Raw genomic sequence first — 23,708 nt, forward strand, 5'->3', positions numbered from 1 at the left:
ACTTGGGACGTATATCTCATTGAGCCTTTTCAGCCTCATCGCGCTCGCGCAAGCCTCGGGCAATTTGATCAACAGACGTCTCCTGCGCCAATTCGTCTTGCTGGCAATCCTCGTCATCAACATTCAGTCGCTTGGCAAGCTTCTGCAATATTCTCAAAGACCGCGTCGCCTCCCGTTCGGAGAGGAGATTTATCTGAAGTTCTAGACGATCTCGCTTCTCCAGAATGCGGTCAGTCGCATTTTGACGAATGAGGACGCAGGAGGTGAGAAGTACCGTCTCCAGGGCGAGGAACGTCGCGAGCAGCGGGAACGGGAATGGATCAAGCGCGCGATCGGGGAACACCCCGCAGAAGGCAATCCAACACACCACCGCCGCGCACTGCAGCACAACAAACTGCGGAGTGCCCGCGAACGATCCGATTGCATGAAAAACACGATGATGAAGAGCGATCTTTTCCTCATCCTGCTGTTCAAGCCGCAGGATAGCGTCGATATTTTCTACCGGTCTTTGCGATGATGCCGGCGCTGACATCGTCAGCTGGCGATCTGCTCGGCGGCTTGCCGCGCTGACTGTCGGGTCCGGTCGAGTGTCTCATCTCCGGCTTTCTCGGCTTGGGCACGCGCTTCACATTTCGAGCGAAGCTCCTCAATCTCATCATCTGTGAGGTGCTCGATTCCCACGAGACTATTGCGCGCCGCGCTCACGCGAATGAGCTCGTCCAGCTTCACCTGAATGGCCGCGCTGTCCCGGTTTTGCGAATTCTGAATCAGAAATACCATAAGGAAAGTTACGATCGTGGTCCCAGTATTAATGACCAACTGCCAAGTGTCCGAGAACTGGAAGAGGGGGCCGCTGATGCCCCATACTACCACCACGCCCGCGGCTAACAGGAAGGTCGAGGCGCGCCCAGCCGCGAGCGAAGTCTGGTTAGCCAAATCACCGAAGAATTTTGAAATCGAGGAGGGTTCGTATCTCATGATTTCAGCCTTTGCCCTGACCACAATGTTGTTTCGGGGCAAAAGTTCCGCGCGACGGAACCATAGTCTCCGGCATACTCAGTGACGTGCTTTCGCGGGTGCTCCCGAGAGCAGGTATTGAGAGCGATCGCAGAGTACGTCCAACGTGAGCCGCGCCCGTTCGGATGCCGACCTCACCTCTGGAATTGCCAATTGCTCGTGCCCGGAACGGATGGCCAAGGATTCGGATTCGCGCCGGTCCCACAAGCCAGCCGCGGAATAGATCTCTCACGCAAGGCGTCCTCCGCGAGCGACCAAGTCGCGATATCGGGTCTCGTACTCCTTCGCCATCCGGCTTGCGGCGAAGCACTCCTCGAACCGGGCCCGGACCACTCGTCTGTCCAGGCGGCCCAGTTCTTTCACTGCCCTGATCGCCTGCTCCTCACCATCGACAATGAAACCCGTGACGCCGTCCTCCACGACTTCCGGCACCGAGCCTGATCGATAGGCGATCACGGGCGTTCCGCACGCCATCGCCTCGATCATGACCAGACCGAACGGCTCGGGCCAACCGATCGGAAACAGCAGGCCCGCTGCGTTCGCGACAGAAGCTTGAGCAGGCGGTCGCCGCCTATGCCAAGGCCCAAGCCGACGTCAATGCAAGCACGGCCCTCGTCTCCGCCCAGCGTCATCAACTGGAAGTGCTGGCAGGAACCAGGCAGCAGCGCGCGGGCGACCTGCTCGGAGTTCAAGCGGCCCTGGAAGCAGCCAAGCTTCGGTTCGGCTACACGACCATCGTGGCTCCCTTCGACGGCGTCGTCAGTGAACGACAGGTGCAGCCGGGGGATTACGTCACGATCGGCAGCAGCCTGATCAACGTGGTTCCGCTGCCTAACGTCTACGTCATGGCGAGTTACAAGGAGACCCAGCTCAGGCGGGTCCGAGCCGGTCAGAACGTCGACATTATCGTGGACACCTTCGGAGACCAGACCCTGCATGGCCGGGTCGAGCGCATCGCGCCGGCAAGCGGATCACAGTTCGCGCTGCTTCCACCAGACAACGCGACGGGCAACTTCACGAAGGTAGTGCAAAGAATCCCGGTGCGGATCGAACTGGACGCGGGTCAGCCTCTCCTCGCACGGTTGCTGCCCGGCATGTCGGCCACGACCCGAATCCATATCGAAGGGATCGGTGAATAGATGTCACGAACTAATGTCATCGAAAGCGGCCCGATTTCCGTCGGAAAAGTCTCGCAGAGACCTCTCGTTGCGGTTGCGGCTGTCATGCTCGGGGCGTTTCTCGCAAGCTTCGACACCCGGCTGTTCTCGCTGGCGCTCCCCGATATCCGTGGCGCCATGGCCATGAGCTTCGACGAAAGCGCCTGGTTCAACACGGCTGGTACCGCGCCACAAATCCTGATCGCTCCCGCCGTAGCTTGGTTGGCGACAGCCTTCGGCGTGCGCCGGGTTCTCGGAATTCCGAGCTTGATTTACGCCGTCGTGTCACTCCTTATCCCCTTGGTCCGCGACTTTCACGCGCTTCTGGCGTTGAATATTGTTCACGGATTTCTTCTCGGCATCTTCATTCCAGCGACGCTCCTGGTAATCATCCGTGCGCTCCCGATCCAATGGTGGGTGCCGGCGCTGGCGATCTATTGTATCCGCGTCGGGTTCTCAATGAATTCGGGCGTTGCGCTAGTCGGTTTTTATCTGGAGCACGCCGGCTGGGAATGGATCTATTGGCAAGGCGCGCTGATAGCTCCTTTGATGGCGCTGCTCACTTATTGGGGCACCCCACACGAGCCCGTCAACGAGGAACTCGTAAAAGATGCGGATTGGGGCGGAATGCTTCTGCTAGGTTGCGGAACGGCCATGATATTCGCCGGTCTCGATCAGGGAAACCGTCTCGATTGGCTCAATTCGGGTACGGTCGTTTCACTGCTGGTGAGCGGTGGCGTATTGACTGTCGGATTCTTCGTCAACGAAGCGCTCGTCGAGAAGCCGTGGGCGTACGCCACCGTCCTCTTGTCCCGCAACATCGGGCTCGCCTTGCTGACGGTGCTGCTGTTCACGCTGACGAGCCTTTCTAATTCCTCCCTGGCGCCCGGCTTCCTCACAAACATAACGCAACTACGGCTGGATCAGTCAGGTCCGCTGTTCCTGATCTACGCGACGCTGCCAATGCTGGTGCTCGTGCCCCTGTCGGTCTACCTGGTCAAGACACACGACCTGCGGATCACCTTGATCGTCGGGCTTGCTGCGTTTGCGGCGGCGGGCCTCCTCGGCACGCAATTGACGCACGAGTGGTCGCTTGCCGACTTCATTCCGATGGCGTTGCTGCAATCCGTTGGGCAGTGCTTTGCCCTGTTTGCCGCCGTCATGTTCGCCCTGGCCAACTCGAACCCTGACCGCTCCACAGCCTTCGCCGCATATATTCAAGTGATGCGCCTCTGTGGTGCCGAATTTGGCGTTTCCTTGATGGCGACCTGGCTGAGGATACGCGAACAAGTCTCGTCCAATCTGCTTGGCTTGAATGTTGCCCGCGGAGACGCGGACCTCGTTCACACGCTGTCGCAAATGGCAGCCCCCTTCGCCTCACACGGCGCGTCTGCCACCGCAACGCGCGCAACAAGCACGCTCGCAGCCGCCATGCAGCGGGAGGCCAACACCTTGGCCTATATCGACGCATTCTGGCTCACGACCTGGTTTGCTATCCTTGCCCTGGTCTGCGTTGCCTTCATGAATCCGCCGCCCGTCGGACCGTTCTCTCCCAAATCGGGCACCTAGCAAGCCTGTCGCACCAACAATCATGATGAAAGAACGAGGACAATATGACAACCCACACCTACGCCGCCGACCGCACTGCGCTTCTCGTCGTCGATCCGTATAACGACTTCATGAGCGAAGGCGGAAAGCTCTTCAATGCCATCAAGGAAACTGCCGACGCGTCAGGAATGTTCGGAAATCTCCGCAAGTTGTTGCCTAAAGTGCGTTCAGCCAAGATCCAGGTTTTCATTGTGCCGCATCATCGCTCACATCCGCACGATTTCAACGGCTGGGAGCACATCAACATGTTCCAGAAGGCAGGCTTGCCAACCAAGGCGTTCGAAGCCGGGACGTGGGGCGGAGAGTTCAATCCCGAATTTGGCCCCCAGGAAGGAGATGTAGTTGTCAAGGAACATTGGGCGCAAAGCGGCTTCGCAAATACGGATCTCGACCTCCAGTTGAAGCAGCATGGAATCCAAAAGATCATCCTCGTGGGCCTAATTGCGAATAGTTGCATCGAGTCGACCGGCCGCTTCGGCATGGAGCTCGGGTATCACGTCACGCTTGTGAAAGATGCGACAGCCGCATTCAGCGCCGAAGGCATGAAGGCTGCCGAAACTAACGCCCCAATGTTTGCCCATGCGATCCTGACGACGAAGGAGCTACTGGAACGGCTGCCTTCGTGATCAGGTACCGCACCCGTTTCGCACCAGAAACGACCTCGACAAAGCGCGCCGAATGCGATTGATCTCAGACGAACGCCCAGCAAAATTAACAACCACGTCCGTTATCGCTCATAACGGTCTGGTTGCAGGTTCGAGTCCTGCCGGGCCCACCAGAGCTTATTTAGCTGGAGATCCGCGGTCCTTAGCAATCGACCGCCTCGGTTACCGCCACAGATGCGTGCCCATCTGTTCAACCGCGCTATCGCAAGGAACTGCTCCGGATGGAGCCCGACGGCGGCACGGCCAACATCCGCAACGTGAACAGCAAGCACTGAACCCGCTGGCTGGGTTCGGAGCACCGCTGCGTGGTGCCGTTCAACAGCTTGCGCGAATTCAACAAGGCCGAGGGCGGGGACGTCTGGTTCGCGATGCGAGAGCGATCCGGCGGGCAACCTGCAAACCTGGAAGACGAAAATCTGCCTTCTAATTCCCTTTGGGCCCGGGCGGTCCGATCGGGCCTGCAGGTCCGGCCGGACCTGGGGGACCCGCCGGTCCGGGGAGGCCGCAGTTCTGTATCACCACGTCTCTCGTATCCGGTCCGGACGTGATCTTTACGATACAAGTGGACGGAAACTCCGGTCCGATCCACCGAAACCCTCCGGTCGAAGTGCTCTCGACTTTCACGGTTTTGCTTGGACTGATCCTGATCTCCACGCTGGGCTCGCGGGGTCGTCTTACTCTTCCGACGATGACCAGCTCGCCCTGCGATATGGTGGCGGTTGTTATGAATATTTCCGCATGCGCGCTTTCAGTCCACGCAATCGCAAAGCCAGCTATAAAAGCTCCAACGGTGCCAAAAGGCTTTGCGAGCATCATAGGCCTCCGTGCTTCCCTCACCGCTTCGCATGCGTCGCGCACCGACGGTTAAGAGACCAGCTTGGTGCGAAGGCGCCCGTACTCGATATCGGTTATGGATCCCGATTGTTTGAGCTGATCGAGCTTGGAAAGCTCGTCGGCGACACTAAAGCCGACGACGTGCCGTAATTCCTCGCGCGCCCGCTGAGCCTGCTCGGCGCTGCGTTCCGCCATCCCCCTGCCTTGGGTGATGAGGTAGGCAAAGATGCCCAGATAGGAGGTTAGAACCAGCGCGAGCACCCACAGTGCCTTGCCCCATCCGGAAATGTCGTGGCGCCTGAACAGGTCGCCATAGATGACGATGAGCAGCCAGAACCAGACGACAAATGCGAATACGGCAATCATATCCATCAGAAAATTTCGATATGTGAATCCTTCCTGAGCGAAGAACATTGCGATCCCCTATTGAGTTGCCGTTCTCGATCTTTGCCGCACGCCAGTCGCGCGACCCACTCCGCGCTGGCTCAACGGCAGTATCGATGCGACACACGGTGCGACCTTCCGCTGGTCGAGCGATGCCAGCAGCTGCCGTTCCTCCAATAATATCGATGCCAATGCTGATGTCGCCGGTGGGCGCCAGCGATGGCTCCGGCCGTAGCTCCTATGGCAGCACCGCGGCGACCACCGACAGCACCACCAATGACGGCACCTCGAAGCGCACTCTGAGCAAATGATTCGCTGGAAGGAACCATTCCTGCGAACGAGAGCAGGATGACGAACAGTGCAAGTTTTCGCATCGGGGGTTTTCCTTGATTGACCGCTTCTGCCATGCGGTAGCGCCGAATGGCTTAGCTCCGAGCGGTTATTAGCGTCGCCGCGAAGCGGCATAGCGCGGATTGATGCCGCAATATGCGTTCGTGCCAGAAGCGGCAGCCAGGCATTGCGAGCGAGTGGCGAACTGACAATTGCCCGGAAAGCCCCAATTGCGACCTCGCAGGCAGTATCGATCTGCCTCGGCAGCCCGGACCGGCTCCAAGAAAGCAAGAGATATAGCGGTGGTGAGTAACGCCAGCATCGGAACGACGCGATGCATCTCGACCTCCATGGATAGATGAAGATGAATATACCGGCGACGCGAGGGCAATCCAGCCAGTAAAACCCCTTGCCAGACGCTGGGGCGTTTATTGATGCTGCCTGGCGCGAAAAGTGCTCGGGGCGACGGCGGCCGGCGAATTGACGCGCCTGGACGACGCAAAGCGCATGATGGCGGCGCTAGCGAAGTTGAGCCTGTAAGGTTTCAATAACAGTTCAGGCACGGCCTCGCCGGCGCAAACCAAAGAAAACGCGCGTGGACCCACGGCGCGTATCGGACCATATTGGCCAGGCACCACTTTGTTCGACAGGCAACGGAGCCACCACATGTACGCCAACATTCTCTTGAGCACGGATGGATCGGACGTCGCGAGAAAGGGCGTTGAGCATGGCATCGCCCTGGCGAAGGCCTTGAACGCCAAGCTGACAATCATCACCGTGACGGAAGCGCTGCCGGTCGACTATGGCGGCGGGCACGACTCGGGATGGATTCCGAGCCGGGACGAGATCGATAGCTTTGACGCCGCCTGCAAGGCCCGTGCGGGCAAGGTGCTCGACGAAGCCCGCGCGATGTCGGAGCAGATCGGCGCGCCTGCAGAACTTTTGCATGTTCCCAATGCGCACCCGGCGACTGCGATCATTGAAACGGCTAAGTCCAGGGGCTGCGACCTGATCGTCATGGCCTCCCATGGGCGTCGCGGCCTCAGGAAGCTGTTTTTGGGCAGCCAGACATCCGAGGTCCTGGTGGACGGAAGCGTACCCGTGCTGGTGGTGCCGAAGCCGGCATCAGTGTAGGGCTTATCCGAGCCCGCTCAGCTATCCGCTGAACGACCGCACAACACCGCTCTCTGGCGGGAGGAGAATTTCATGACGAGTGAAAAAGGCCCGAACATCAAGAAGAAGCAGAAATGCAAAAATTGCGAGGGCAAAGGCTTGCTCAAGAAGGGCGACAAGGTGGTGAAGTGCCAGCGCTGCAAGGGCACGGGGGTGCGGTGATGTTGAGTTGCTGGCCTCTGTACTGTCGAGGTGAGGTCGATTGACCAATAGCCTGGGCTCCCCGGCCAGGCTCTCTCGAAATGCTGCGGCTGGTCCTGCGCCGGGCGGGCGCCATCTGCACGGGAGATTTGAAGCTGGCGCTCGTGTGCCGAAACTCAATATCGTCGTCATGCCCGGCAGCCTCACCGGTCCCCTGCCCGCCCATACGACGTTCCTGCACAAGCGGTTTTCTCCGGTCTCCTTTCTCCAGGCCGTGCGGAAACTGCGCCTCGCGACCGTGCTGAGTACGGGACAACGTGTGTATCAGTGCGTCGAATGCGATCGTGTTGAAGTGGATTGACGCCGACCCTCGCGCAAGCTCCTCACCCTTCCACCCTATAGAGCCTCCACCTTTCCGGCACGCCCTTGAGCTGGTGCACGCCGTGATCCCTGAAGCGGATCTCGGGCTGCGACACCAGTAGCTCCTTGACCGCGCTCGAGACCAGCACCTCGCCGGCGCGCGCTTTGGCGGCGACGCGGGTGCCGATGTGGAATGCGAGGCCGACCGCCTCAGTGCCGCTCACCGTGTATTCGCCGGCATGCAGACCAACCCTGATCTCGAGGCCGAGCGTGCGCACGGCCTTCCGGATCGCGGTCGCGCAAGAGACGCCAGCGGCGGGCTTCTTGAAGGTCGCCAGCACGCCGTCGCCCGTCGTCACGACTTCCTTGCCGCGCGAACTCTTCAGCTCCTTGCGGACCGCTGCGTAATAATGGCCCATCACCTTGGTCCAGCGGACATCGCCGAGCTTTGCCGCTTTTGCGGTGGAACCGACGATATCGACGATCAGGATTGTGGCGAGGGCTTGCTTGAGTTCGGTGTTGCCCCCCGCGGGTCGGCGCCGGAGCACGATCGCGCCAACCAGCGGCTCATAGCGATGGTTGCGGCGCCGCGCGATCGCGGCCTTTGCATAATCCTGGGCACGCTGCGCGCTGCCGCAGCGAATTGTTTTCTCCTGCGGCAGACGCGTCCAGTAGACCTTCCGGCCGTCGCCCGCGCCCTGGACCTCGACGGCGCCCCATTTCAGGAAAATTGCCGTGCCCACGCGCCGGACACACCACGCCTTCGACGTGTATCCGGATATGTTCGACTGATGGAGTCCGATGCGAAGGAATTTTGGCATGAACGTGCGGCCGATCGATCAAACGCTTGGGCGGGCCTGGCGCCAAGCGTAGTCACACAATCCTGCGTTGGCAACAGGACGCGCTTGACGCGTGCGGCGAGAGCAGCAAATCTTGCTTCCCGCGATTGGGGACACCTGCGTGGCCGCGGGCATCCCGCCTCAGCCGTGATACGCAAACAGCTCGATCGGCTCACTGAAGCCGCGCACCCCGTGCTCGCCCAAGCGCTCCAGATCGAACTGGCGATCGACCAGATCGGCGAAGTCGCGCGACAGCAGCACCGTCTTTCCCAATTGCTTGGTCAAAGCTTCGAGCCGCGAGGCCATGTTGACGGCGGGGCCGATCACGGTGAAGTCGAGCCGGGTGCTCGATCCGATATTGCCGTACATGACGTCGCCGACATGGACGCCGATGCCGTAGTTCAGCGGTGCGCGGCCGGTGCCGTTGTTGCGTTCGTTCAGGACGACCATGGCGCGACGGGCTTCGGTCACGGCATGCAGCAGGTTTGCGCAGGCGTTGGGCTCGCTGAGCGGGAAGATGGCGAGCAGGCCGTCGCCGATGAATTTCAGGATCTCACCGCCGTGCCGCGCGATCGGCTCCGACATCGCGTCGAAATAGTCGTTGAGCAGATCGATGACGTCGTCGCGCGGCCAGTTGTCGGAGATTTTCGTGAACTCGCGCAGATCGCAGATCATGATCGCGGCGCGCACCGTCGTGCCGGTGCCGCGCCTGGTGGCGCCGGCCAGGATGAGCTCGCCGGCGTGGGAGCCGACATAGGTCTCGAGCAGCGTCCGCGCCAGGCGGTTTTTGACGCGGATTTCGCTGACCAGCGACAGCACCGGCAATATGTTCTTGAGGGCGGCGATATGCGCGGCGTCGAAGCCGCCGGGCCGATCGGTCGCGAAGGTGACGAGATGGCGCTTGCCGAGCGTGTGATAGAGCGGCCAGGCCACGTATTCGGTCAGGCCTTTCGCGCGCATCTCGTCGTAGAGGGCGTGCTTGCGGCCGAGCGAGGGGTCGCGTTCGAGATTCTCGCGCACCTCGGTTGCGCCGTCGAACATTTCGTTGGCGGGACTGCCGATAAATTCGGACCGCTCGCGAACGTCATAGTCGACCCGCGCGATCTCCGCCTCGCGCATGCCGTCGGACCACATGAAGCGGGCCCCGAGCCATTGCGGGTGCTGGATCAGCACGTGAAGCGTCGACCGCGCCAGCGGAATGCCGGCCTGCTGGAGCCGGATGCACATCTCGGCAAAGATGTTGTCGATGAAGCGCTGGTCGCGCGTGCCGTTGGTCAGCCAGTCGACGACGCCGTCGGACAGCGTGGCGGAGTTTTTGTCTGGCGCGGTCATATCCTGCCCTTCAGCGGCGGTCTGCATCAGGCCAGATATCGTGCTCCGACGCTGCGGCGTCAACCTGGCCAGATGCACGGATTGTGCGCATCGCTCGGTGGGCAGGATCGCCGTTCAACCGACGATCCGGATAGACCCCAGCACGGCCAGCCCCGAAACGAGCACGAGCGTCGATGCCCCGGTCAGTTCGACCTTCAACGTGTTTTCGTGCGAAATCGCAAAACCCACGCCGTCGAGACGAATGCTGCAATCGCCGGACACCGCATGGATGAGATGCGTGCCGGCGGGCAGTTGCCGCTCACCGGGCTCCCGGAGTGCCAACAGCTCGATCTCCGCCGCACCGCGCCGCGCCATCAGATTGACGACCTCGACCGGGCCGGCCTCGAGCTCGGTGACGATCTCCATCTCGCCGGTGAAGCGCACGGTCGTGAACGGCTCGCGCTCGTCGAACTCCCGCTCCGGGGCTTTGAGCACCAGCCCGCGCCCGCCGATCACCATCTGCAAGCGGTCGATGCCGGACATATGGGAGAACGGCCCGGGCGCCACGATCGGCGTGGACGCGAAGCGCCACAGTAGGCTGTCCCAATCCTTCACCGGGCTGCCTGGGCGATGCGCATCCGCGACATCGGTAAAGATGCCGCCGCCGTTCTTCCAGGGCGAACGGGCGTAGTCTTCGGATTTCAGCAGCGTGGTTTTCATTGGTATGGGCGTCCGACGGGGATCACCCGCACATCGTTAATCATCTCACACCTTCGCGTCGAGCCTGCTGCTCAGCTCGTTGACGAGCGAATCCACGAACTGGTTCTGATAGGCCGAGATGCCGCTGAAATACACGGGGCCGCCGGCCTGCACCAGCATGCCGCCGCCGGAGATGGCGGCATCTTTGGCTCCGCCTTCGGACTTGGCATCGAGCTGGCCCATAGCGTCGTTGAGCTGCGCGGAGGTCTTGTCGTCCATCTCACCATTGGCCTGAAGCGTGGCAAGCAGCGACTGATAGGCACTGCCGAGATCGGCTCCCGTAACTGTCTCGGCCGTGGCGGAGAAGGTGCCGTTGGTCTTGCCGGAATAGCTCTTGTAGGTCAGCGTCTCCGTGCTGGTGCCGTCGGCATTGGCTTTGCTGTCGAGCATCAGCTCGAACGCGCTGCCATAGGCGCCCGTCGTCAGCATGTTCGGATCGTTCGGATTCTTGTTCTTGCCCGCGCCTGATTTGTCGGAGCCTGCGGTCCAGTTCGGCGGGACGGTGTAGCTGACGCTGGTCACGTCGTCATTCCTGTGTTCATTGCGCGGAAACATTTAGCAATTTTTGTGCCAGCGAAGGATCAGTTGATTTGCCTCGACTTTCTTCTCCGGAGCTGGCGGGCAGACGTTGCCGCGTCGTGCAACGCTGCAAAAAATGCCCGGCAGTTTGATCCCACCGCGTGATTGCCCGAGGCTTGCGTCATTGCAGCGGTAGGGCTGCTCACTCGCCCTTGCCGCTCTTCAGCTTCGGCAGCGTCTCGACGATCTTCTGCTTGCCGTCGACGATCTCGGCGAGAAAACTGGCGCGGTCGATGTCGCCGTTCTGGTCCCAGCTTGCCTCCATCAGCATGCCAGGCGCCTTGTCCGGCGCCAGCGCCAGGCCCTTCATCGCGGCGCCAAACGCCTTGCTGTCGAACTTTCCGATTTTCTCGGTGACGTATTTGACGAGATAGACGGCGGTGTAGCCCTTGATGCCGTTATGGTCGGGCCGGTATTTGTAGCGCTCGCTGAACTTCCTGGTGAAATCCTCGATCGCCGGCACCGGTGCATCGGCGGAAAGGCCGACATGGCCGCGCACGCCGTTGGCGGCGGGACCGGCGAGCTCGACCACCTTCTGGCTGAGCAGCGTGGTCTCGCCGAACAGCGGGGTCGAAAGACCCTGCCGCTTCGCCTCGATCAGAAAGCGGGCGCTCTCCTCCTCGTTGGTGTAGACGAAAACGGCGTCGGCCTTGGCGCCCTTGAGCTTGATCACGTCGGAGCCGAAATCGACCTGGCCCTGCTCGGTGGAGATGTCGGCCGCGATCTCGATATTGCGCGCCTTTATCTCCTTGGCGAAATTGTCGTGGCCGCCCTTGCCGAAATCATTGTTGACCCAGACCAGCGCAACCGTCTTCACCTTGAGCTTGTCGTGCAGATAGTTGGCGATCTTCGGCATCGAGAATTGCTGGCCGAAGGCGGTGCGGAACACCCAGGGGTTTCCTTGCGTGGTGATGTCGGCCGCCTCGGCGCCGACGATCTGCGGGATCTCGGCTTGTTGCGTCAGCGCCATGTTGACCTTGACCGAGCCGGAATAGATCGGCCCGAGCACGACATAGGGATCCCTGTCCAAAACCTTCTGCACCTGCGCACGCGAGACGCCGGGGTTGCTCTGGGTATCCAGATGCTCGGTCTGGATCTTTCGGCCCAGGATGCCGCCGGCAGTGTTGATCTCGTCAACGGCGAGCGCGACGCCGTCGCGCCAGTTGGTGCCCGACACCGCGCCGGGGCCGGAGAGCTCGATGACATCGGGGATGTAGACCGTGCTCTGCGCCTGCGCGCCATTTGCGCCTAGCGCTGCCGCGATCGCCATGACGGCCGTCCCTGCAAGGTGCCTCATGATGTCTCCTCCCCTATGTTGCCTTGTTATGCTTGATCTGCCGCGCCGTCGAAGCCGAGCAGCCTTGCCGGCGTGCGCCAGAGCAGGCGGTGCTGGTCGTCCGGATCCGGAAACAGTTTTGTCAGCACCGCGAGCAGCGGCCCGTAGTCAAGCCGTTCGGCTGCGCGCAGGAACGGATAGTCCGAGCCCCAGACGCAGCGATCGAGCGTGAAGGCTTCGACCAGTGCGGCGATGAACGGCCAGGTGTCCTCATAAGGATGTGCCTGCTGCGAGAACTTGTAATAGCCGGACAGCTTGACATGCGCGTCGCGCTCGCGGCCGATCGCCAGCAGCGCCTGGAATGCTTTGCCCGTCACGCCCTGCGCGACCGAGGGACGACCGCAATGGTCGAACACCAGGCGCACATGTGATTTTTCGATCAGCGGCAGAAGGTCGAGCAGCTGGTCCTGCTCGACCTGGATCTGGAGGAACAGGCCGAGCCTGGTCAGCTTCTCCAGCAGCGGCGCGGTGTCGCGATAATAATCGGCGCCGTGGAACGGCACGTTGAAGGCGACGCCGATCGCGCCGGCCGCCTTCAAGCGTTCGAGCTCGCTGATACCGACGTCGTTCTCGACCACGGCGACACCCTTGAAGCGGCCGCCACCCTGACTCAGGGTATCGATCAGGATTCGGCTGTCGCTGCCATAACCGGTGTTGGTGGCGACGATCAGCGCGTGCTTGATGTCGAAGGCGTCGAACACGCGGATGAGCTGTGACGCGGGCGCGATCTCCTGCCCGCTCGGACGGTATGGCGTGTCGTCCGAATAGGGAAAGCGGACGGGATCGATGGCGTGGACGTGGCAATCGATCCTGGGGGACGCCGGCAGTGTCATGGCGCAGAACTCCCCATTGTGCGTGTCAGAACGTCGCTTCGATCGCCTTGATCAGCGCGGGCGTCACGTCGGGCATCACGCCGAACCAGGCCTTGAAGGCGAGCCGGGCCTGGTTGAGCAGGAGGCCGAGCCCGTTCACGGTCATGCAGCCGCGCGCACGCGCGTCAGCCAGGAACGGCGTCTCCAGCGGCGTGTAGATGAGATCGGCGGTGAGCGTTTCGGGCCTCAAGCGCGACAGATCGATCTCCAGCGCGCTCTTGCCGACCATGCCACGATCGGTGCAGTTGACGAGGAGGGCGACATCGCCGAGCGCCGCGCCGCGATCGTCCCAGGCAACCGGGCGGATGGCGGAACCGAAGTCGTTTGCAAGGGCCTGCGCCTTCTCCGCCGTGCGGTTGGCGATGCGTATCTCGCGCGCGCCGTTTTCGAGCAGCGCCACGACCACAGCACGCGATGCGCCGCCGGCGCCCAACAAAAGAATCGGCCCGGCGTCGCCGCGCCAGTCGGGCCTGGCATCGCGCAGGCTCTGGACAAAACCGTTGCCGTCATTGTTGAAGCCGGAGAGCGTGCCGTCTTCTTCGACGACGATGGTGTTGACGGCACCGATGCGCCTCGCGGTCTCGTTGACGTGGTCGAGCAGCGGCATCGCCGTCTGCTTGTGCGGCATGGTGACGTTGCATCCGCGGAAGCCGAGCGCGACAAGTCCGCGGAGCGCATCCTCCAGCCGCTCCGGCCCCACCGCGAGCGGGACATAGGCGCCGCGGATGCCGTGGGCCTTCAGCCAGTAATTGTGAATGACGGGCGAGCGCGAATGCGCGACCGGCATGCCGATCACGCCCGCCAAACCAAACCCATCCGCCTGCGGCATGCTGCGCTTCCACCCAAACCGCGCCCTTCGGCGCGCGACCATTTTATTTGGTCAATTGTACAAATCATTAGAGGGAATGGCTATCGCGCGCAATCTGAATCTCGGGATGGCGGTACGGATGGAAACCGGCGTCGGCCAACTGAGGGGCCGCCTCCTCTTGCCCTTGTCCGGTGGAATTTAGGTCAGAAGTACACCCCTTTTTGGTGCCTTGCACGAAGTTCGGAGTACCGTAATAATCCATACATTGGGTTATCCGTTCGCGCTTCGGCTAGGCAATTGCGTAACGCGCTCCTTTCAGTGGGAGAATTGCAATGCCCGTGTTGGACTTGCCGCACTGGTTGATGATTGCAGGCTCCGCGTTGGTATTGGGCGGGCTCATTGGCTTAGGGGTTAACCGCAACAAGCAAGTTGAGACCGATCCCATTCTGCTCCCGGGCGACTTAACGGCATGGAGAGCCGAGGGATCAGAGACCTCGGGCATTGCGGCCGCCCGGGATTCGCACAGGTGAGCACTGACGACTTGCGCCCGTGGCCAATTCCGCGGAGCAAACTCTGGAGAGTCATATGGCCCTGCACTTTGCTCGCATCGATACTCCGGTGAATGAGCTTGAAATCTGGATGGCATGCAGCGGCGGATTTTCGTTTGTGATCAGTAACGAAAACCGCACCGGTCCTGGCCTTCACGGAAAGCCGGGCCTGGTTGCCTCATGGCGACCCGTCCAGGTGAACAAGTCCGCAATCAAACTTGGCGGCTCACCCTTCAATACCTTCGCTGAAGCCGAGAAGGCGTGCGAGGCTCTCCTGAAAGCACTTGAGCAGATGAACGCATTGCAAACCCGAACGATTGCGGCCTCGCCGCAATGAAGAGAGGCCTCTGCTTCGGCGGGTGCGTCCAATTCCGCGGTGCAGGATTGCGCTTGCGTCTTACATTCCGCTCAAACCACTATCCACCGCGAGCGTTTGCGCGGTGACGTAGACGCTCTCGTCCGAGAGGAAGAACAGCACGGCGTAGGCGACTTCCCAGGCTGTCGCCTGGCGGCCGAAGGGGACGTGGCCCTTGCCGCGGTTGGGTCGGCCGGCGCCGGCCTCGCGGCCATTCGGCGTGTCGATGAGGCCGGGATAGACAAGATTGGCGCGGATGCCGCGGCGCGATCCGAGATGGGCGATGTTGCGCATCAAGCCGCCGAGCGCGGCTTTCGATGAATCATACACCGCCATCTGCGAGCCGGCCTTCAGTGCGGCGATCGAGGAGATGAACACGACGGCACCGCCATCGTCGAACTTCGGCATCGCGGCGCGGCAGCACAGCATCGGGCCGCGGACGTTGACGTCGTAGATCCTGTTCCACTCCTCGGGGCTGACGGCATCGAGGCCGACCTTGCCGAAGGTGCCGATATTGAGCACCATGCCGTCGAGGCCGCCCATGGCGCGATGCGCCTCGTCGATCATGCGCACGACGTCGGCTTCGGACGTGACGTCGGCCGCGATCGCAAAAGCTTCGCGGCCTTCGTCCGTGATGCGCTTCACCGTCTGCTCGGCCGAGGTGTGGTTGAGGTCGGCGACCGCAACCTTCGCGCCTTCGCGGGCGCAAAGAATGCTCATGGCGCGGCCATTGCCGATCGGATCGGTGGCGGCGTCGAACACGCGTTGTCCACCGCCGACGATCAGGATGCGGCGCCCTTTGAGACGTCCCCTGCCCGGCGCTTCGCCCAATGACTCGGCGCTTGGCGGGCGGACGTAACGGTCCGGCTTGCTATCGGTATCCGTCATCTCAGGCGCCCGGCTTCTTGCCGCCGTCGTAGACTTTCATGCCGGCGGCAGGATCGAGATCGGTCTCGGTCGCCTCGGTGAGACGCGCCATCATCATGTAGAAGCCGAGGGCGACGATGGATTCGACGATCTCCTGGTCGCTGAAGTGTTTTCGCGCGGCAGCGAACGTGGCTTCGGGAACGCGGACGTTCTCGACTACCTCGCGGCCGAGCTTCAGCAGCGCGCGCTGGGCATCGCTTAAGCCGGCGGCATCGTAGTCGGCGCGTTCGACCGCATCGATCTGTGCTTGCGTGCAGCCGACGCCAAGCGCGATCGGCACGTGCTGGCGCCATTCATAGGCGCCGCCTTCGAGCTGCGCGGCCTGCAGGATCAGGAGCTCGCGGTTGACAGCGCTGAGCTTCTGCTTGTGCAAGATCGAATTGCCGAGCCGCATCGCCGGGATCATGTTGGCCTCGGCGTGGGCCATCATGCGGAAAATATTCAGCTTGACCGGCATGCGGTCGAACGAAGCGCGGATGTCGCCGCTGGTCGTCTCCGGATCAATCAGGGGCAGCCTTGCCACGATTCTCTCCCTTGGCTTTTCGTTTCTTGTTGTCGTTTGTCCCGCCATCCGCCGCGATCAGCGACAGGAAGAAGGCGAGATAGCGGTCGATCGCCTCGATCACCTTCGGCCGCGGCGACGGTGCCGCGCCCATCACGTAATGTTCGAGACGGATGTAGATGAGCCCGGCCGCGAACAGCCGCGCGGTCTCACGCGGATCCGGCGTCGAGACCAGGCCGGCGAGCGCAAAGCCGCGAAAATAATCCGTCATCATGCTCTGCTCGCGCGCGTAAAAATGATCGGCGAATTTGGCGCGGATGCCGGGCACGCGGTTGCGCTCGGCGGTGATGACCTTCTGGAACTGGTGCTCGCGCGGATCGGACCATTGCTCGACGAGGTCCAATGCAAACTGCCGGCAAAACGCGGCGGGCTGACGCGCGAGCTGCTTGTAGCGCGGCTCCTCCAGCCTGCTCGCCGAGCTGGCGGGACCGTGCTCGCTGACGATCGCCTCCAGGATCGCGGCCTTGCCGGCGAAATGGTTGTAGAGACTGCTCTCGCGGATGCCGACGCGACGCGCGAGCTCGCGCATCGAGGCGCCGCCATATCCGCTGTGCGCAAACAGATCGAGCGCTTCGGCGAGGATGCGCTCGCGGGTGGTGGGCGCAGCCGCTTCTGCCGCGCTGGTGGTGTGGACAGCCATGGTGCTTGACTAACGAACGATCGTTCGCTAGTCAACCGTACGAACGATCGTTCGTTTCAACTCCGCGCCTTTGAGAAGCGGAGAGCAAATTTGGGGAGACGACGTCATGGCGCGCTTCGCCCGCCTTCGCGCGGCCTGCATCCTGTTGCCGATGCTCGCAACAAGCACCGCTCAGGCCCAAAGCAAATACGATCCCGGCGCCGACGACAAGACCATCAAGATCGGCACCACCGCGCCGCTGAGCGGCCCAGTGTCGGCCTTCGCGCAGATCGCGAAATCGGCGGAGGCGTATTTCCGCAAGGTGAACGACGACGGTGGCGTCAACGGACGCCGCATCCAGATGATCATCGCGGATGATGCCTACAGCCCGCCGAAGACGGTGGAGCAGACGCGGCGGCTGGTCGAGAGCGAGGAAGTGCTGCTGATCTTCGGCGGCGTCGGCACACCGACCAACAGCGCCGTGCACAGATATCTCAACGACCGCAAGGTGCCCCAGCTCTTCCTAGGGTCCGGCGCCGCCAAGTGGGACGATCCGAAGAACTTTCCGTGGACCGTCGGCTGGCAGCCGACCTATCGCGACGAGGCGATCGCTTACGCCAGATACATCAAGGCCAGCCATTCCAGCGCGAAGATCGGCGTGCTCTATCAGAACGACGATCTCGGCAAAGATTATCTGAGGGCGCTGGAGGAAGGCCTCGGCAGTGGCGAGGCGATCGTGGCGCGCGCGGCCTACGAGACCTCGGCGCCGACGGTGGACACCCAGATCCTGCAACTGAAGACCGCCGGCGCCGATGTGGTGCTGGTGGCGGCAACGCCGAAATTTGCCGCGCAGGCGATCCGCAAGATCGGCGAAATCGGCTGGAAGCCTGTCACCATCATCTCCAACGTCTCGGCCTCGATCAGCGGCGTGCTGGCGCCGGCGGGCAAGGACAATTCCACCGGCGTCATCTCCAGCCAATATCTGAAGGACGCGACCGACCCGGCGTCAAAGGACGATGCCGGCTACAAGGAATGGCTCGCCTTCATGGACAAATACCTGCCCGAGGCCAACAAGAGCGACTGGCTCAACGTCTATGGCTACACCATCGCGCAGACGCTGGTCACCGTGCTGAAAAGTGCCGGCAACGACCTCACCCGCGCCAATGTGATGAAACAGGCAACGACCATGAAGGACGTGCGCCTGCCGATGCTGATCAACGGCACCGCGGTCAACAATTCGCCCGAGCATTACACGCCGATGACGAGTCTCCAGCTGATCCGTTTCGACGGCACGCGCTGGGTGCCGTTCGGCGATCTCCTGAAGAACTGAGCAAATGCGGCAGGTCAGGATCGGCAGCATGCGGGTCGATCTCGTCAGCGAGATCCCCGCGCTCGCGTTCGACAAGACCTGGCTGTTCGCCAACGTCACCGACGAGGTGATCGCGGCGAACCGGAGCTGGCTCGATCGTCGCTATATCGAGCCGGAGACCGGCCGCTTCATCCTCAGCCACCATTCGTATCTCGTGCGCACGCCGCGCTGGACCGCCATCGTCGACACCTGCTGCGGCAATCACAAGCAGCGGCCGCGCGTCCTGGCGTGGAACAACCTCAACCAGCCCTATCTCGAAAACATGCAGGCGCTCGGCGTCAAGCCCGAACAAGTCGACTTCGTGATGTGCACGCATTTGCATGTTGACCACGTCGGCTGGAACACGCGCCTCCTCGACGGCCGCTGGGTGCCGACCTTCCCCAACGCGCGCTATCTGATGGGCCGAGACGAGTACCGGCATTTCGAAGCCGCGCACAATGCCGCGCCGAACAACCCGGTGAACCACGGCTCGTTCGAGGATTCGGTGCTGCCGGTAGTCGCGGCCGGCCTTGCCGAGCTCGTCGAGACCGATCATCGCCTGTTTAGCGATCGCGATGCCGCCTTGCGCTTCGCGCCGGCGCCGGGCCACACCGCCGGCAACATGCAGATCCATCTCAATGGCGGCCACGATCACGCGGTGATGTCGGGCGATGTCATCCATCATCCGATCCAGTGTGCTGCGCCGTGGCTGTCGAACGCCGCCGATGTCGATCCGGCCGCGGCGATCGCAACGCGGCTCGCGTTGCTCGAAGAGCTCGCGGATACGCCGAGCTCTCTGCTCACCGGCCATTTTCCGGCGCCGACCGCCGGGCGCGTGATACGGCATGGCGAGGCATTCCGGTTTCGGTTCGAGGATTAGGGGAAACACCATGAAGCTGCGCACGATCACGCTCTCATTGCTCGCATTGCTCTCGGCGGCGCTGCCTGCGCGCGCCGAGGATCCAGCCGCCTATCCCACGCACAAGATCAGGATGCTGCTGCCTTATGCGGCCGGTGGCGGCGGCGACGTGATCGGGCGGCTGCTCGGCGACAAGATGGGCAAGACGCTTGGACAGAGCGTCTATATCGAGAACCACACCGGAGCTGCCGGCACGCTCGGCACGCAGATGGTCGTGGCGTCGGCGAATGACGGCTACACAATCACTGTCGGCGGCATGACCACGCACGTGCTGGCGCCGGCGATCTATCCAAAACTGCCCTACGATTCGATCAAGGATTTCACGACGATCGGACGCATCGGGACGTCCTCGATCATGCTGGTGGCGACCAAGGACTTTGCCGCCAACGACATCAAGGGCCTGATCGCGCTCGCCAAGAAGGGCGAACCGATCCAGTATGGAAGCTGGGGCGTGGGCTCGACCGGACAATTCTGCGCGGAAATCCTGATGCAGCAGACCGGAATCAAGATGGATCACGTGCCGTTCAACGGCATCGCTAAACTGGCCGGCGATTTGCTCGGCGGCCACATTTCGCTGGCGACGCTCGACATGGCGACCGCGACGCCGTTGGTGAAGGACGGCTCGATCAAGGCGCTGGCCGCCTGCGGCGAGCGCTCGCCGAGCCTGCCGGATGTCTTGAGCTACAAGGAGCAGGGCGTGCCGTTCGACCGCAGCCTGTCCTGGGCGATGTATGCCCCAGCGGGCCTTGCTCCGCCGATCGCACAAAAATTGTCCGCGGCGTTGAAGGACGCACTCGGCGATGCCGAGGTGAAGCAGAAGCTTCTCGGCCTCGGTATCACGCCGCAATTCGTGCCCGGCGACGAGCAGCGCGACATCAACGCCCGCGATATCGCGGCCTGGAAGCAGGTTGCCAAGGATGCGGGCATCGAGGTCAAGTGAGCAAGGAACGTAGCGGAAAGCTTGCGTGCGGCCATCCTTCGAGACGCCCGCCTGCGGCGGGCCCTCAGGATGAGGTCCCGTTTCGCGGCAAGGTATCAGACCCTCATGGTGAGGAGCCCGCAAAGCGGGCGTCTCGAACCATGCAGGCCGAACTCGCCCGACAGCGTCCCGCTGTCATGTGCGATAGTGCTGACGTGATTGGACTGACAAGGGGAGCGCGGGCATGAGCCGCATCTTCGGCGCGGTGCGCCAGAACGGATATGTGGTGCGGGACATCCACGCCGCGATGAAGCACTGGATCGACGTGATGGGCGTCGGTCCCTGGTACTACATGGACCGCGTCAAGACCGACTGGTTCCGGCATCGCGGCGAAAATTCCGCTGTCGAGATGAGCATTGCGCTGGCCAATTCCGGCGATCTCCAGATCGAGTTGATCCAGCAGCGCAACGACGCGCCCTCGCTCTACAGGGAGTTTCTCGATTCCGGCCACGAAGGCCTCCAGCACATGTCCTACTGGAGTCACGACTACCAGGCGCTCTACGACAGGGCGCTCGGGCTCGGCTACAGGATCGGCCATGAGGGCCAGATCGGCGGCGACAAGGGGCGCTTTGCCTATTTCGACACCCAGGCCCACCCGGGCACCGTGATCGAGATCTCCGACATCAGCGGCACCAAGGGGCCGTTCTTCGAGCGTGTCAGGCAGGCGGCGATGAACTGGGACGGCACGCGGCCGATCCGCGAGGTCGGCGGGACGAAATCGTAGGGCAGGTCACCGAGCGGGTCCACCTCGCTGCTGGCGCGGTAGACGGCAATCCATGGTAACATGAGCCTCGTGTCCGAACCTTCAGCGAGGCAAGCATGTCCAACACTGACAAGGTTTTCGCCGGCTCGATCCCAAAACTCTACGACGAATATCTGGTACCGATGATCTTCGCCGTCTACGCGGAGGACATCGCAAGACGTGTCGCGGCCCGCTCTCCCTCCGTGCTGCTCGAGATCGCGGCAGGCACGGGCGCAGTGACGCGCGCCGTGGCGGCGGCGTTGCCGCGCGGCGTCCGTTATGTCGCGACCGACCTCAACGAGCCGATGCTCGCGGTCGCGGCGCAACGTCAGGCAGATGACGATCGCATCTCATGGCGCCAGGCGGACGGGTCGGCCTTGCCCTTCGACGACGCCGCCTTCGACGTGGTCTGCTGCCAGTTCGGCGCCATGTTCTTTCCGGACCGCATCAAGGCTTACGGCGAAGTGAAGCGCGTCCTGAAGGGCGATGGCACGTTCGTGTTCAACGTCTGGGACCGCATCGAGGACAATGTGCTGACGCATGAGGCAACGGTCGCGCTCGAAAAGCTGTTTCCCGATGACCCGCCCCGTTTCATGGTCCGGACGCCGCACGGCTATTACGACAAGGCCGTGATCAGAACCGACCTCGAACGCGCAGGCTTCCATGACATAGCGATCGAAACGCGATCCGAGATAAGCCGCGCGCCGTCGCCCGAGTACGTCGCAATCGCCCTCTGCCAGGGCACGCCGCTGCGGAGCGAGATCGAGGCAAGGGATGCCAGCAAGCTTCAGGCTGCAACCGGCATCGTTGCCGAGGCGATCCGGACACGCCATGGGTCCGGAGCGGTCGAGGGCAAGATCCAGGCTATCGTGATCGAAGCGCGCCGGTAGCGGCGGGCTTCGGTCTGGCGCGCCTTACCAAAAACTCCGCTGCATCGGCTGTGCGGGCTGATAATACTGATACTGCCCGCCGCGCTGGCGGCGCGGATTGACCGGTTGCGGGGCCGGCTGCTGGAAAAAGAAACCAAAACCGTTGCCGCCATTGTCCCAGCCGTCGTCGCTTGCCATTTCCATCGGCGGCGCCGCAGTCGGCTTGCGCGTGATGAAGCCGCCCTGCGGATGGTTGCTCAGCACGGCAACGAACTCGGTTCGGTAGTTGGTCTCGGCGCTCAGCGGCTCGTCCGAGATGACGATCGACGAGCGCGGCAATGCCGTCGGCGCGATGCGATCCCACACCTCCTGCGGGATGGTGATGCGGTCGAGCGCGTCCTTGGCGTCGTCGCCGCTTTCGATCGTGACCACGCTCCAGCGCAGGCCCGTGTCGTTCTTCGCCATCGCCGTGAAAATATGTGTGCCGAGCGGCTGGTCGGGATTGCGGATGGTGACGGGAACCTCGATGCTGGTGTCGAACACCTCGCCGCCGCCATCCGGCGCCGGCTTGTGCGTGTTCCGCCGCACGTAGAGTTTCTGCGTCGCACGGCTGATGTAGACAGAGACCGGCTCGAGCGCGAGTTTTGCGTCGGTCGCAGCCTTCACGGCATCCGCCTTCTTCGTCGCCGCGACCTTCGCGGCTTCCTTGGTGGCGGCGACGGCGTCGCGCTTCGGCTGCGCGGCGGCCTTGGCAGCATCAAGCGCCGACGCGGCGTCAGCAGCCTTGGTGGCAACCTTCTGCTTCAGCTCCTCGGCCTGCGCCCGCGCCTGATCGGTCTTGGCAGTCGCGAGCTTCTTGTCGGCGAAGGCGAGTTCGGCGTCGGCGCGAGTCTTCTGCTGTTCCAGCTTGCGCAGCGATGCCGGGAGCGAGACGGCGTCTTTCGCGGCGGCCGAGGCGGCTTTCTTGGCATCATCCGCGGCGCGGGTGGCCTCCTCGGCCTCGCCGGAGAGCTTGTCGATCCGGCCGGGCGCGGCCGTAATGGCCTCCCGCTTCGGTACGAACAGCGAGGGGTGGGAGAAATCGACCGGGGCGGCGTCGTTCGGCGAGATGATCACCCGCATCCCGATGTTCGTCTTTTCGAACAGGCCTTCCGCGAAGCCAAAGGGCATGCGCACGCAGCCGTGCGAAGCGGCATAGCCGGGCAACGGCCCGCCATGCAGCGCGATGCCGTTCCAGGTGATGCGCTGCATGTTCGGCATCCAGGCATCGTCATACATCGTCGAATGGTGGTCCTTGTCCTTCTCGACGATGGCGAACACGCCGGCGGGCGTCTCGCGACCCGTGGTGCCCGTGGACACCGGCGCGCGAAAAATCCAGCCGTCGGCGTCGTAGAAGGTGACCTGCTGGCTCTTGATCGACACGATTGCCATGATCGGCTCGCCGGCCGCGCGCTGCGCCACCGCCTCGGCCGGCTGGCGCGCCTGCTTGGCCGCGATGGCCGGGGACGCCGCCGCCAATGCGACAATCGCCGCCAAGGTCGCAATTCCGGGAGGCCCCCAACGCCGCATCGTCATGGTGGATTGCGTCGTTGTCAGTCGGTTTTTCATGCCATCCTCGGTCGAAATGCCAGTCCGTTGTGCCGTCACGTGTCAGATTGCTATCTTTA

General features: G+C 62.5%; 27 protein-coding genes and 3 pseudogenes. 14 read left to right on the forward strand and 16 right to left on the reverse strand.

Translation table 11 applies throughout. From position 1 onward, the window contains the following. Positions 1–16: 16 nt before the first annotated feature. From IVA74_RS24620 to IVA74_RS24630, 3 genes and pseudogenes are all read right to left on the reverse strand, one after another. Positions 17–532, reverse strand: coding sequence for a DUF1003 domain-containing protein (locus IVA74_RS24620; protein WP_247348896.1), 516 nt, complete (start codon positions 530–532; stop codon positions 17–19). A 2-nt stretch (positions 533–534) separates the two neighbouring features. Then, entirely contained in the window at positions 535–978 is a 444-nt protein-coding gene (locus tag IVA74_RS24625; protein WP_247348898.1) for a low affinity iron permease family protein, read from the reverse strand. Between the two features lie 267 nt (positions 979–1,245). Then, a pseudogene (locus IVA74_RS24630) lies at positions 1,246–1,563 on the reverse strand (glycosyltransferase); the annotation flags it as partial. Between IVA74_RS24630 and IVA74_RS24635 the strand changes: the two are divergent. From IVA74_RS24635 to IVA74_RS24650, 4 genes and pseudogenes are all read left to right on the forward strand, one after another. Next, positions 1,557–2,156, forward strand: a pseudogene (locus tag IVA74_RS24635) (HlyD family secretion protein); the annotation flags it as partial. The pseudogenes IVA74_RS24630 and IVA74_RS24635 sit on opposite strands and share 7 nt — an antisense overlap. Continuing rightward, positions 2,157–3,743 (forward strand): MFS transporter, encoded by a 1,587-nt coding sequence (locus tag IVA74_RS24640; RefSeq protein WP_247348900.1) that lies wholly within the window; start codon positions 2,157–2,159, stop codon positions 3,741–3,743. A 44-nt stretch (positions 3,744–3,787) separates the two neighbouring features. Beyond that, complete coding sequence (locus IVA74_RS24645; RefSeq protein ID WP_247348901.1) at positions 3,788–4,408, forward strand: cysteine hydrolase; 621 nt, start codon at positions 3,788–3,790, stop codon at positions 4,406–4,408. A 245-nt stretch (positions 4,409–4,653) separates the two neighbouring features. After that, positions 4,654–4,818 (forward strand): annotated as a pseudogene (locus IVA74_RS24650) (SOS response-associated peptidase); the annotation flags it as partial. A gap of 493 nt (positions 4,819–5,311) precedes the next feature. Here IVA74_RS24650 and IVA74_RS24655 read toward each other — a convergent pair. Next, positions 5,312–5,653, reverse strand: coding sequence for a PLD nuclease N-terminal domain-containing protein (locus tag IVA74_RS24655; protein WP_247348902.1), 342 nt, complete (start codon positions 5,651–5,653; stop codon positions 5,312–5,314). A 197-nt stretch (positions 5,654–5,850) separates the two neighbouring features. Between IVA74_RS24655 and IVA74_RS41015 the strand changes: the two genes are divergently transcribed. Continuing rightward, entirely contained in the window at positions 5,851–5,976 is a 126-nt protein-coding gene (locus tag IVA74_RS41015; RefSeq protein ID WP_256467604.1) for a hypothetical protein, read from the forward strand. 131 nt (positions 5,977–6,107) lie between these two features. On the opposite strand, the gene IVA74_RS24660 is transcribed toward IVA74_RS41015, so the two are convergent. Beyond that, positions 6,108–6,335: a DUF3551 domain-containing protein gene (locus IVA74_RS24660; RefSeq protein ID WP_247348903.1), complete on the reverse strand. Its 228-nt coding sequence runs from the start codon at positions 6,333–6,335 to the stop codon at positions 6,108–6,110. Between the two features lie 326 nt (positions 6,336–6,661). Between IVA74_RS24660 and IVA74_RS24665 the strand changes: the two genes are divergently transcribed. The 3 genes from IVA74_RS24665 to IVA74_RS24670 all read left to right on the forward strand — a co-directional run bounded on the left by IVA74_RS24665 (position 6,662) and on the right by IVA74_RS24670 (position 7,670). Further along, positions 6,662–7,129 carry a universal stress protein gene (locus IVA74_RS24665; RefSeq protein ID WP_247348904.1) on the forward strand — a complete coding sequence of 156 codons (468 nt, stop codon included), beginning with the start codon at positions 6,662–6,664 and terminating at the stop codon, positions 7,127–7,129. Between the two features lie 72 nt (positions 7,130–7,201). Continuing rightward, entirely contained in the window at positions 7,202–7,330 is a 129-nt protein-coding gene (locus IVA74_RS41020) for a hypothetical protein (RefSeq protein WP_007600646.1), read from the forward strand. A gap of 145 nt (positions 7,331–7,475) precedes the next feature. Beyond that, positions 7,476–7,670, forward strand: coding sequence for a hypothetical protein (locus IVA74_RS24670; protein WP_247348905.1), 195 nt, complete (start codon positions 7,476–7,478; stop codon positions 7,668–7,670). Positions 7,671–7,692: 22 nt separating this feature from the next. Here the strand turns inward: IVA74_RS24670 and IVA74_RS24675 are convergent, their stop codons facing one another. The 7 genes from IVA74_RS24675 to IVA74_RS24705 form a co-directional block, all read right to left on the reverse strand. Further along, positions 7,693–8,490 (reverse strand): adenylate/guanylate cyclase domain-containing protein, encoded by a 798-nt coding sequence (locus tag IVA74_RS24675; RefSeq protein ID WP_247348906.1) that lies wholly within the window; start codon positions 8,488–8,490, stop codon positions 7,693–7,695. Between the two features lie 159 nt (positions 8,491–8,649). After that, positions 8,650–9,840 carry an adenylate/guanylate cyclase domain-containing protein gene (locus IVA74_RS24680; RefSeq protein ID WP_247348907.1) on the reverse strand — a complete coding sequence of 397 codons (1,191 nt, stop codon included), beginning with the start codon at positions 9,838–9,840 and terminating at the stop codon, positions 8,650–8,652. Between the two features lie 114 nt (positions 9,841–9,954). Then, positions 9,955–10,539: a HutD family protein gene (locus tag IVA74_RS24685; protein WP_247348908.1), complete on the reverse strand. Its 585-nt coding sequence runs from the start codon at positions 10,537–10,539 to the stop codon at positions 9,955–9,957. A 45-nt stretch (positions 10,540–10,584) separates the two neighbouring features. After that, entirely contained in the window at positions 10,585–11,100 is a 516-nt protein-coding gene (locus IVA74_RS24690) for a hypothetical protein (RefSeq protein ID WP_247348909.1), read from the reverse strand. A gap of 199 nt (positions 11,101–11,299) precedes the next feature. Then, positions 11,300–12,454, reverse strand: coding sequence for an ABC transporter substrate-binding protein (locus IVA74_RS24695; RefSeq protein WP_247348911.1), 1,155 nt, complete (start codon positions 12,452–12,454; stop codon positions 11,300–11,302). A gap of 26 nt (positions 12,455–12,480) precedes the next feature. Beyond that, positions 12,481–13,326 carry an amidohydrolase family protein gene (locus tag IVA74_RS24700; protein ID WP_247348912.1) on the reverse strand — a complete coding sequence of 282 codons (846 nt, stop codon included), beginning with the start codon at positions 13,324–13,326 and terminating at the stop codon, positions 12,481–12,483. A 25-nt stretch (positions 13,327–13,351) separates the two neighbouring features. Then, positions 13,352–14,194 carry a shikimate dehydrogenase gene (locus tag IVA74_RS24705; protein WP_247348913.1) on the reverse strand — a complete coding sequence of 281 codons (843 nt, stop codon included), beginning with the start codon at positions 14,192–14,194 and terminating at the stop codon, positions 13,352–13,354. A gap of 564 nt (positions 14,195–14,758) precedes the next feature. Between IVA74_RS24705 and IVA74_RS24710 the strand changes: the two genes are divergently transcribed. Next, positions 14,759–15,058, forward strand: coding sequence for a hypothetical protein (locus IVA74_RS24710; protein ID WP_247348914.1), 300 nt, complete (start codon positions 14,759–14,761; stop codon positions 15,056–15,058). Positions 15,059–15,118: 60 nt separating this feature from the next. On the opposite strand, the gene IVA74_RS24715 is transcribed toward IVA74_RS24710, so the two are convergent. Genes IVA74_RS24715 through IVA74_RS24725 form a run of 3 tightly spaced genes read right to left on the reverse strand, consistent with a single transcriptional unit; the run spans position 15,119 to position 17,205 of the window. Beyond that, positions 15,119–15,964, reverse strand: coding sequence for an SDR family oxidoreductase (locus IVA74_RS24715; protein ID WP_247348915.1), 846 nt, complete (start codon positions 15,962–15,964; stop codon positions 15,119–15,121). A gap of 1 nt (position 15,965) precedes the next feature. After that, complete coding sequence (locus IVA74_RS24720; RefSeq protein WP_247348916.1) at positions 15,966–16,526, reverse strand: carboxymuconolactone decarboxylase family protein; 561 nt, start codon at positions 16,524–16,526, stop codon at positions 15,966–15,968. After that, on the reverse strand, positions 16,504–17,205 hold the full coding sequence (locus tag IVA74_RS24725) for a TetR/AcrR family transcriptional regulator (protein WP_247348917.1): 702 nt from the start codon (positions 17,203–17,205) through the stop codon (positions 16,504–16,506). Before IVA74_RS24725 ends, IVA74_RS24720 begins: the two co-directional genes overlap by 23 nt. A gap of 106 nt (positions 17,206–17,311) precedes the next feature. On the opposite strand from IVA74_RS24725, the gene IVA74_RS24730 reads away from it, so the two are divergent. The 5 genes from IVA74_RS24730 (at position 17,312) to IVA74_RS24750 (ending at position 22,062) form a co-directional block, all read left to right on the forward strand. Continuing rightward, positions 17,312–18,514 carry an ABC transporter substrate-binding protein gene (locus IVA74_RS24730; protein ID WP_247348918.1) on the forward strand — a complete coding sequence of 401 codons (1,203 nt, stop codon included), beginning with the start codon at positions 17,312–17,314 and terminating at the stop codon, positions 18,512–18,514. A 4-nt stretch (positions 18,515–18,518) separates the two neighbouring features. Further along, positions 18,519–19,412: an MBL fold metallo-hydrolase gene (locus IVA74_RS24735; RefSeq protein ID WP_247348919.1), complete on the forward strand. Its 894-nt coding sequence runs from the start codon at positions 18,519–18,521 to the stop codon at positions 19,410–19,412. A gap of 10 nt (positions 19,413–19,422) precedes the next feature. Beyond that, complete coding sequence (locus tag IVA74_RS24740) at positions 19,423–20,391, forward strand: tripartite tricarboxylate transporter substrate binding protein (protein WP_247348920.1); 969 nt, start codon at positions 19,423–19,425, stop codon at positions 20,389–20,391. A gap of 223 nt (positions 20,392–20,614) precedes the next feature. Then, positions 20,615–21,154, forward strand: coding sequence for a VOC family protein (locus IVA74_RS24745; protein WP_247348921.1), 540 nt, complete (start codon positions 20,615–20,617; stop codon positions 21,152–21,154). A gap of 95 nt (positions 21,155–21,249) precedes the next feature. After that, on the forward strand, positions 21,250–22,062 hold the full coding sequence (locus IVA74_RS24750; protein WP_247348922.1) for a class I SAM-dependent methyltransferase: 813 nt from the start codon (positions 21,250–21,252) through the stop codon (positions 22,060–22,062). A 24-nt stretch (positions 22,063–22,086) separates the two neighbouring features. On the opposite strand, the gene IVA74_RS24755 is transcribed toward IVA74_RS24750, so the two are convergent. Continuing rightward, a complete protein-coding gene (locus tag IVA74_RS24755) occupies positions 22,087–23,649 on the reverse strand; it encodes a L,D-transpeptidase (protein WP_247348924.1) in 1,563 nt (520 codons plus the stop codon). Between the last annotated feature and the right edge of the window lie 59 nt (positions 23,650–23,708).

The organism is Bradyrhizobium sp. 132, assembly GCF_023074185.1.
Lineage (GTDB): Bacteria > Pseudomonadota > Alphaproteobacteria > Rhizobiales > Xanthobacteraceae > Bradyrhizobium.

Excerpts from the sequence above, each read along its gene's own strand:
- IVA74_RS24620 (WP_247348896.1), bottom strand. The coding sequence starts at position 532 with ATGTCAGCGCCGGCATCATCGCAAAGACCGGTAGAAAATATCGACGCT.
- IVA74_RS24625 (WP_247348898.1), bottom strand. The coding sequence starts at position 978 with ATGAGATACGAACCCTCCTCGATTTCAAAATTCTTCGGTGATTTGGCT.
- IVA74_RS24640 (WP_247348900.1), top strand. The coding sequence starts at position 2,157 with ATGTCACGAACTAATGTCATCGAAAGCGGCCCGATTTCCGTCGGAAAA.
- IVA74_RS24645 (WP_247348901.1), top strand. The coding sequence starts at position 3,788 with ATGACAACCCACACCTACGCCGCCGACCGCACTGCGCTTCTCGTCGTC.
- IVA74_RS24655 (WP_247348902.1), bottom strand. The coding sequence starts at position 5,653 with ATGGATATGATTGCCGTATTCGCATTTGTCGTCTGGTTCTGGCTGCTC.
- IVA74_RS41015 (WP_256467604.1), top strand. The coding sequence starts at position 5,851 with ATGCCAATGCTGATGTCGCCGGTGGGCGCCAGCGATGGCTCCGGCCGT.
- IVA74_RS24660 (WP_247348903.1), bottom strand. The coding sequence starts at position 6,335 with ATGCATCGCGTCGTTCCGATGCTGGCGTTACTCACCACCGCTATATCT.
- IVA74_RS24665 (WP_247348904.1), top strand. The coding sequence starts at position 6,662 with ATGTACGCCAACATTCTCTTGAGCACGGATGGATCGGACGTCGCGAGA.
- IVA74_RS41020 (WP_007600646.1), top strand. The coding sequence starts at position 7,202 with ATGACGAGTGAAAAAGGCCCGAACATCAAGAAGAAGCAGAAATGCAAA.
- IVA74_RS24675 (WP_247348906.1), bottom strand. The coding sequence starts at position 8,490 with ATGCCAAAATTCCTTCGCATCGGACTCCATCAGTCGAACATATCCGGA.
- IVA74_RS24680 (WP_247348907.1), bottom strand. The coding sequence starts at position 9,840 with ATGACCGCGCCAGACAAAAACTCCGCCACGCTGTCCGACGGCGTCGTC.
- IVA74_RS24685 (WP_247348908.1), bottom strand. The coding sequence starts at position 10,539 with ATGAAAACCACGCTGCTGAAATCCGAAGACTACGCCCGTTCGCCCTGG.
- IVA74_RS24695 (WP_247348911.1), bottom strand. The coding sequence starts at position 12,454 with ATGAGGCACCTTGCAGGGACGGCCGTCATGGCGATCGCGGCAGCGCTA.
- IVA74_RS24700 (WP_247348912.1), bottom strand. The coding sequence starts at position 13,326 with ATGACACTGCCGGCGTCCCCCAGGATCGATTGCCACGTCCACGCCATC.
- IVA74_RS24705 (WP_247348913.1), bottom strand. The coding sequence starts at position 14,194 with ATGCCGCAGGCGGATGGGTTTGGTTTGGCGGGCGTGATCGGCATGCCG.
- IVA74_RS24710 (WP_247348914.1), top strand. The coding sequence starts at position 14,759 with ATGGCCCTGCACTTTGCTCGCATCGATACTCCGGTGAATGAGCTTGAA.
- IVA74_RS24715 (WP_247348915.1), bottom strand. The coding sequence starts at position 15,964 with ATGACGGATACCGATAGCAAGCCGGACCGTTACGTCCGCCCGCCAAGC.
- IVA74_RS24725 (WP_247348917.1), bottom strand. The coding sequence starts at position 17,205 with ATGGCTGTCCACACCACCAGCGCGGCAGAAGCGGCTGCGCCCACCACC.
- IVA74_RS24730 (WP_247348918.1), top strand. The coding sequence starts at position 17,312 with ATGGCGCGCTTCGCCCGCCTTCGCGCGGCCTGCATCCTGTTGCCGATG.
- IVA74_RS24735 (WP_247348919.1), top strand. The coding sequence starts at position 18,519 with ATGCGGCAGGTCAGGATCGGCAGCATGCGGGTCGATCTCGTCAGCGAG.
- IVA74_RS24740 (WP_247348920.1), top strand. The coding sequence starts at position 19,423 with ATGAAGCTGCGCACGATCACGCTCTCATTGCTCGCATTGCTCTCGGCG.
- IVA74_RS24745 (WP_247348921.1), top strand. The coding sequence starts at position 20,615 with ATGAGCCGCATCTTCGGCGCGGTGCGCCAGAACGGATATGTGGTGCGG.
- IVA74_RS24750 (WP_247348922.1), top strand. The coding sequence starts at position 21,250 with ATGTCCAACACTGACAAGGTTTTCGCCGGCTCGATCCCAAAACTCTAC.
- IVA74_RS24755 (WP_247348924.1), bottom strand. The coding sequence starts at position 23,649 with ATGAAAAACCGACTGACAACGACGCAATCCACCATGACGATGCGGCGT.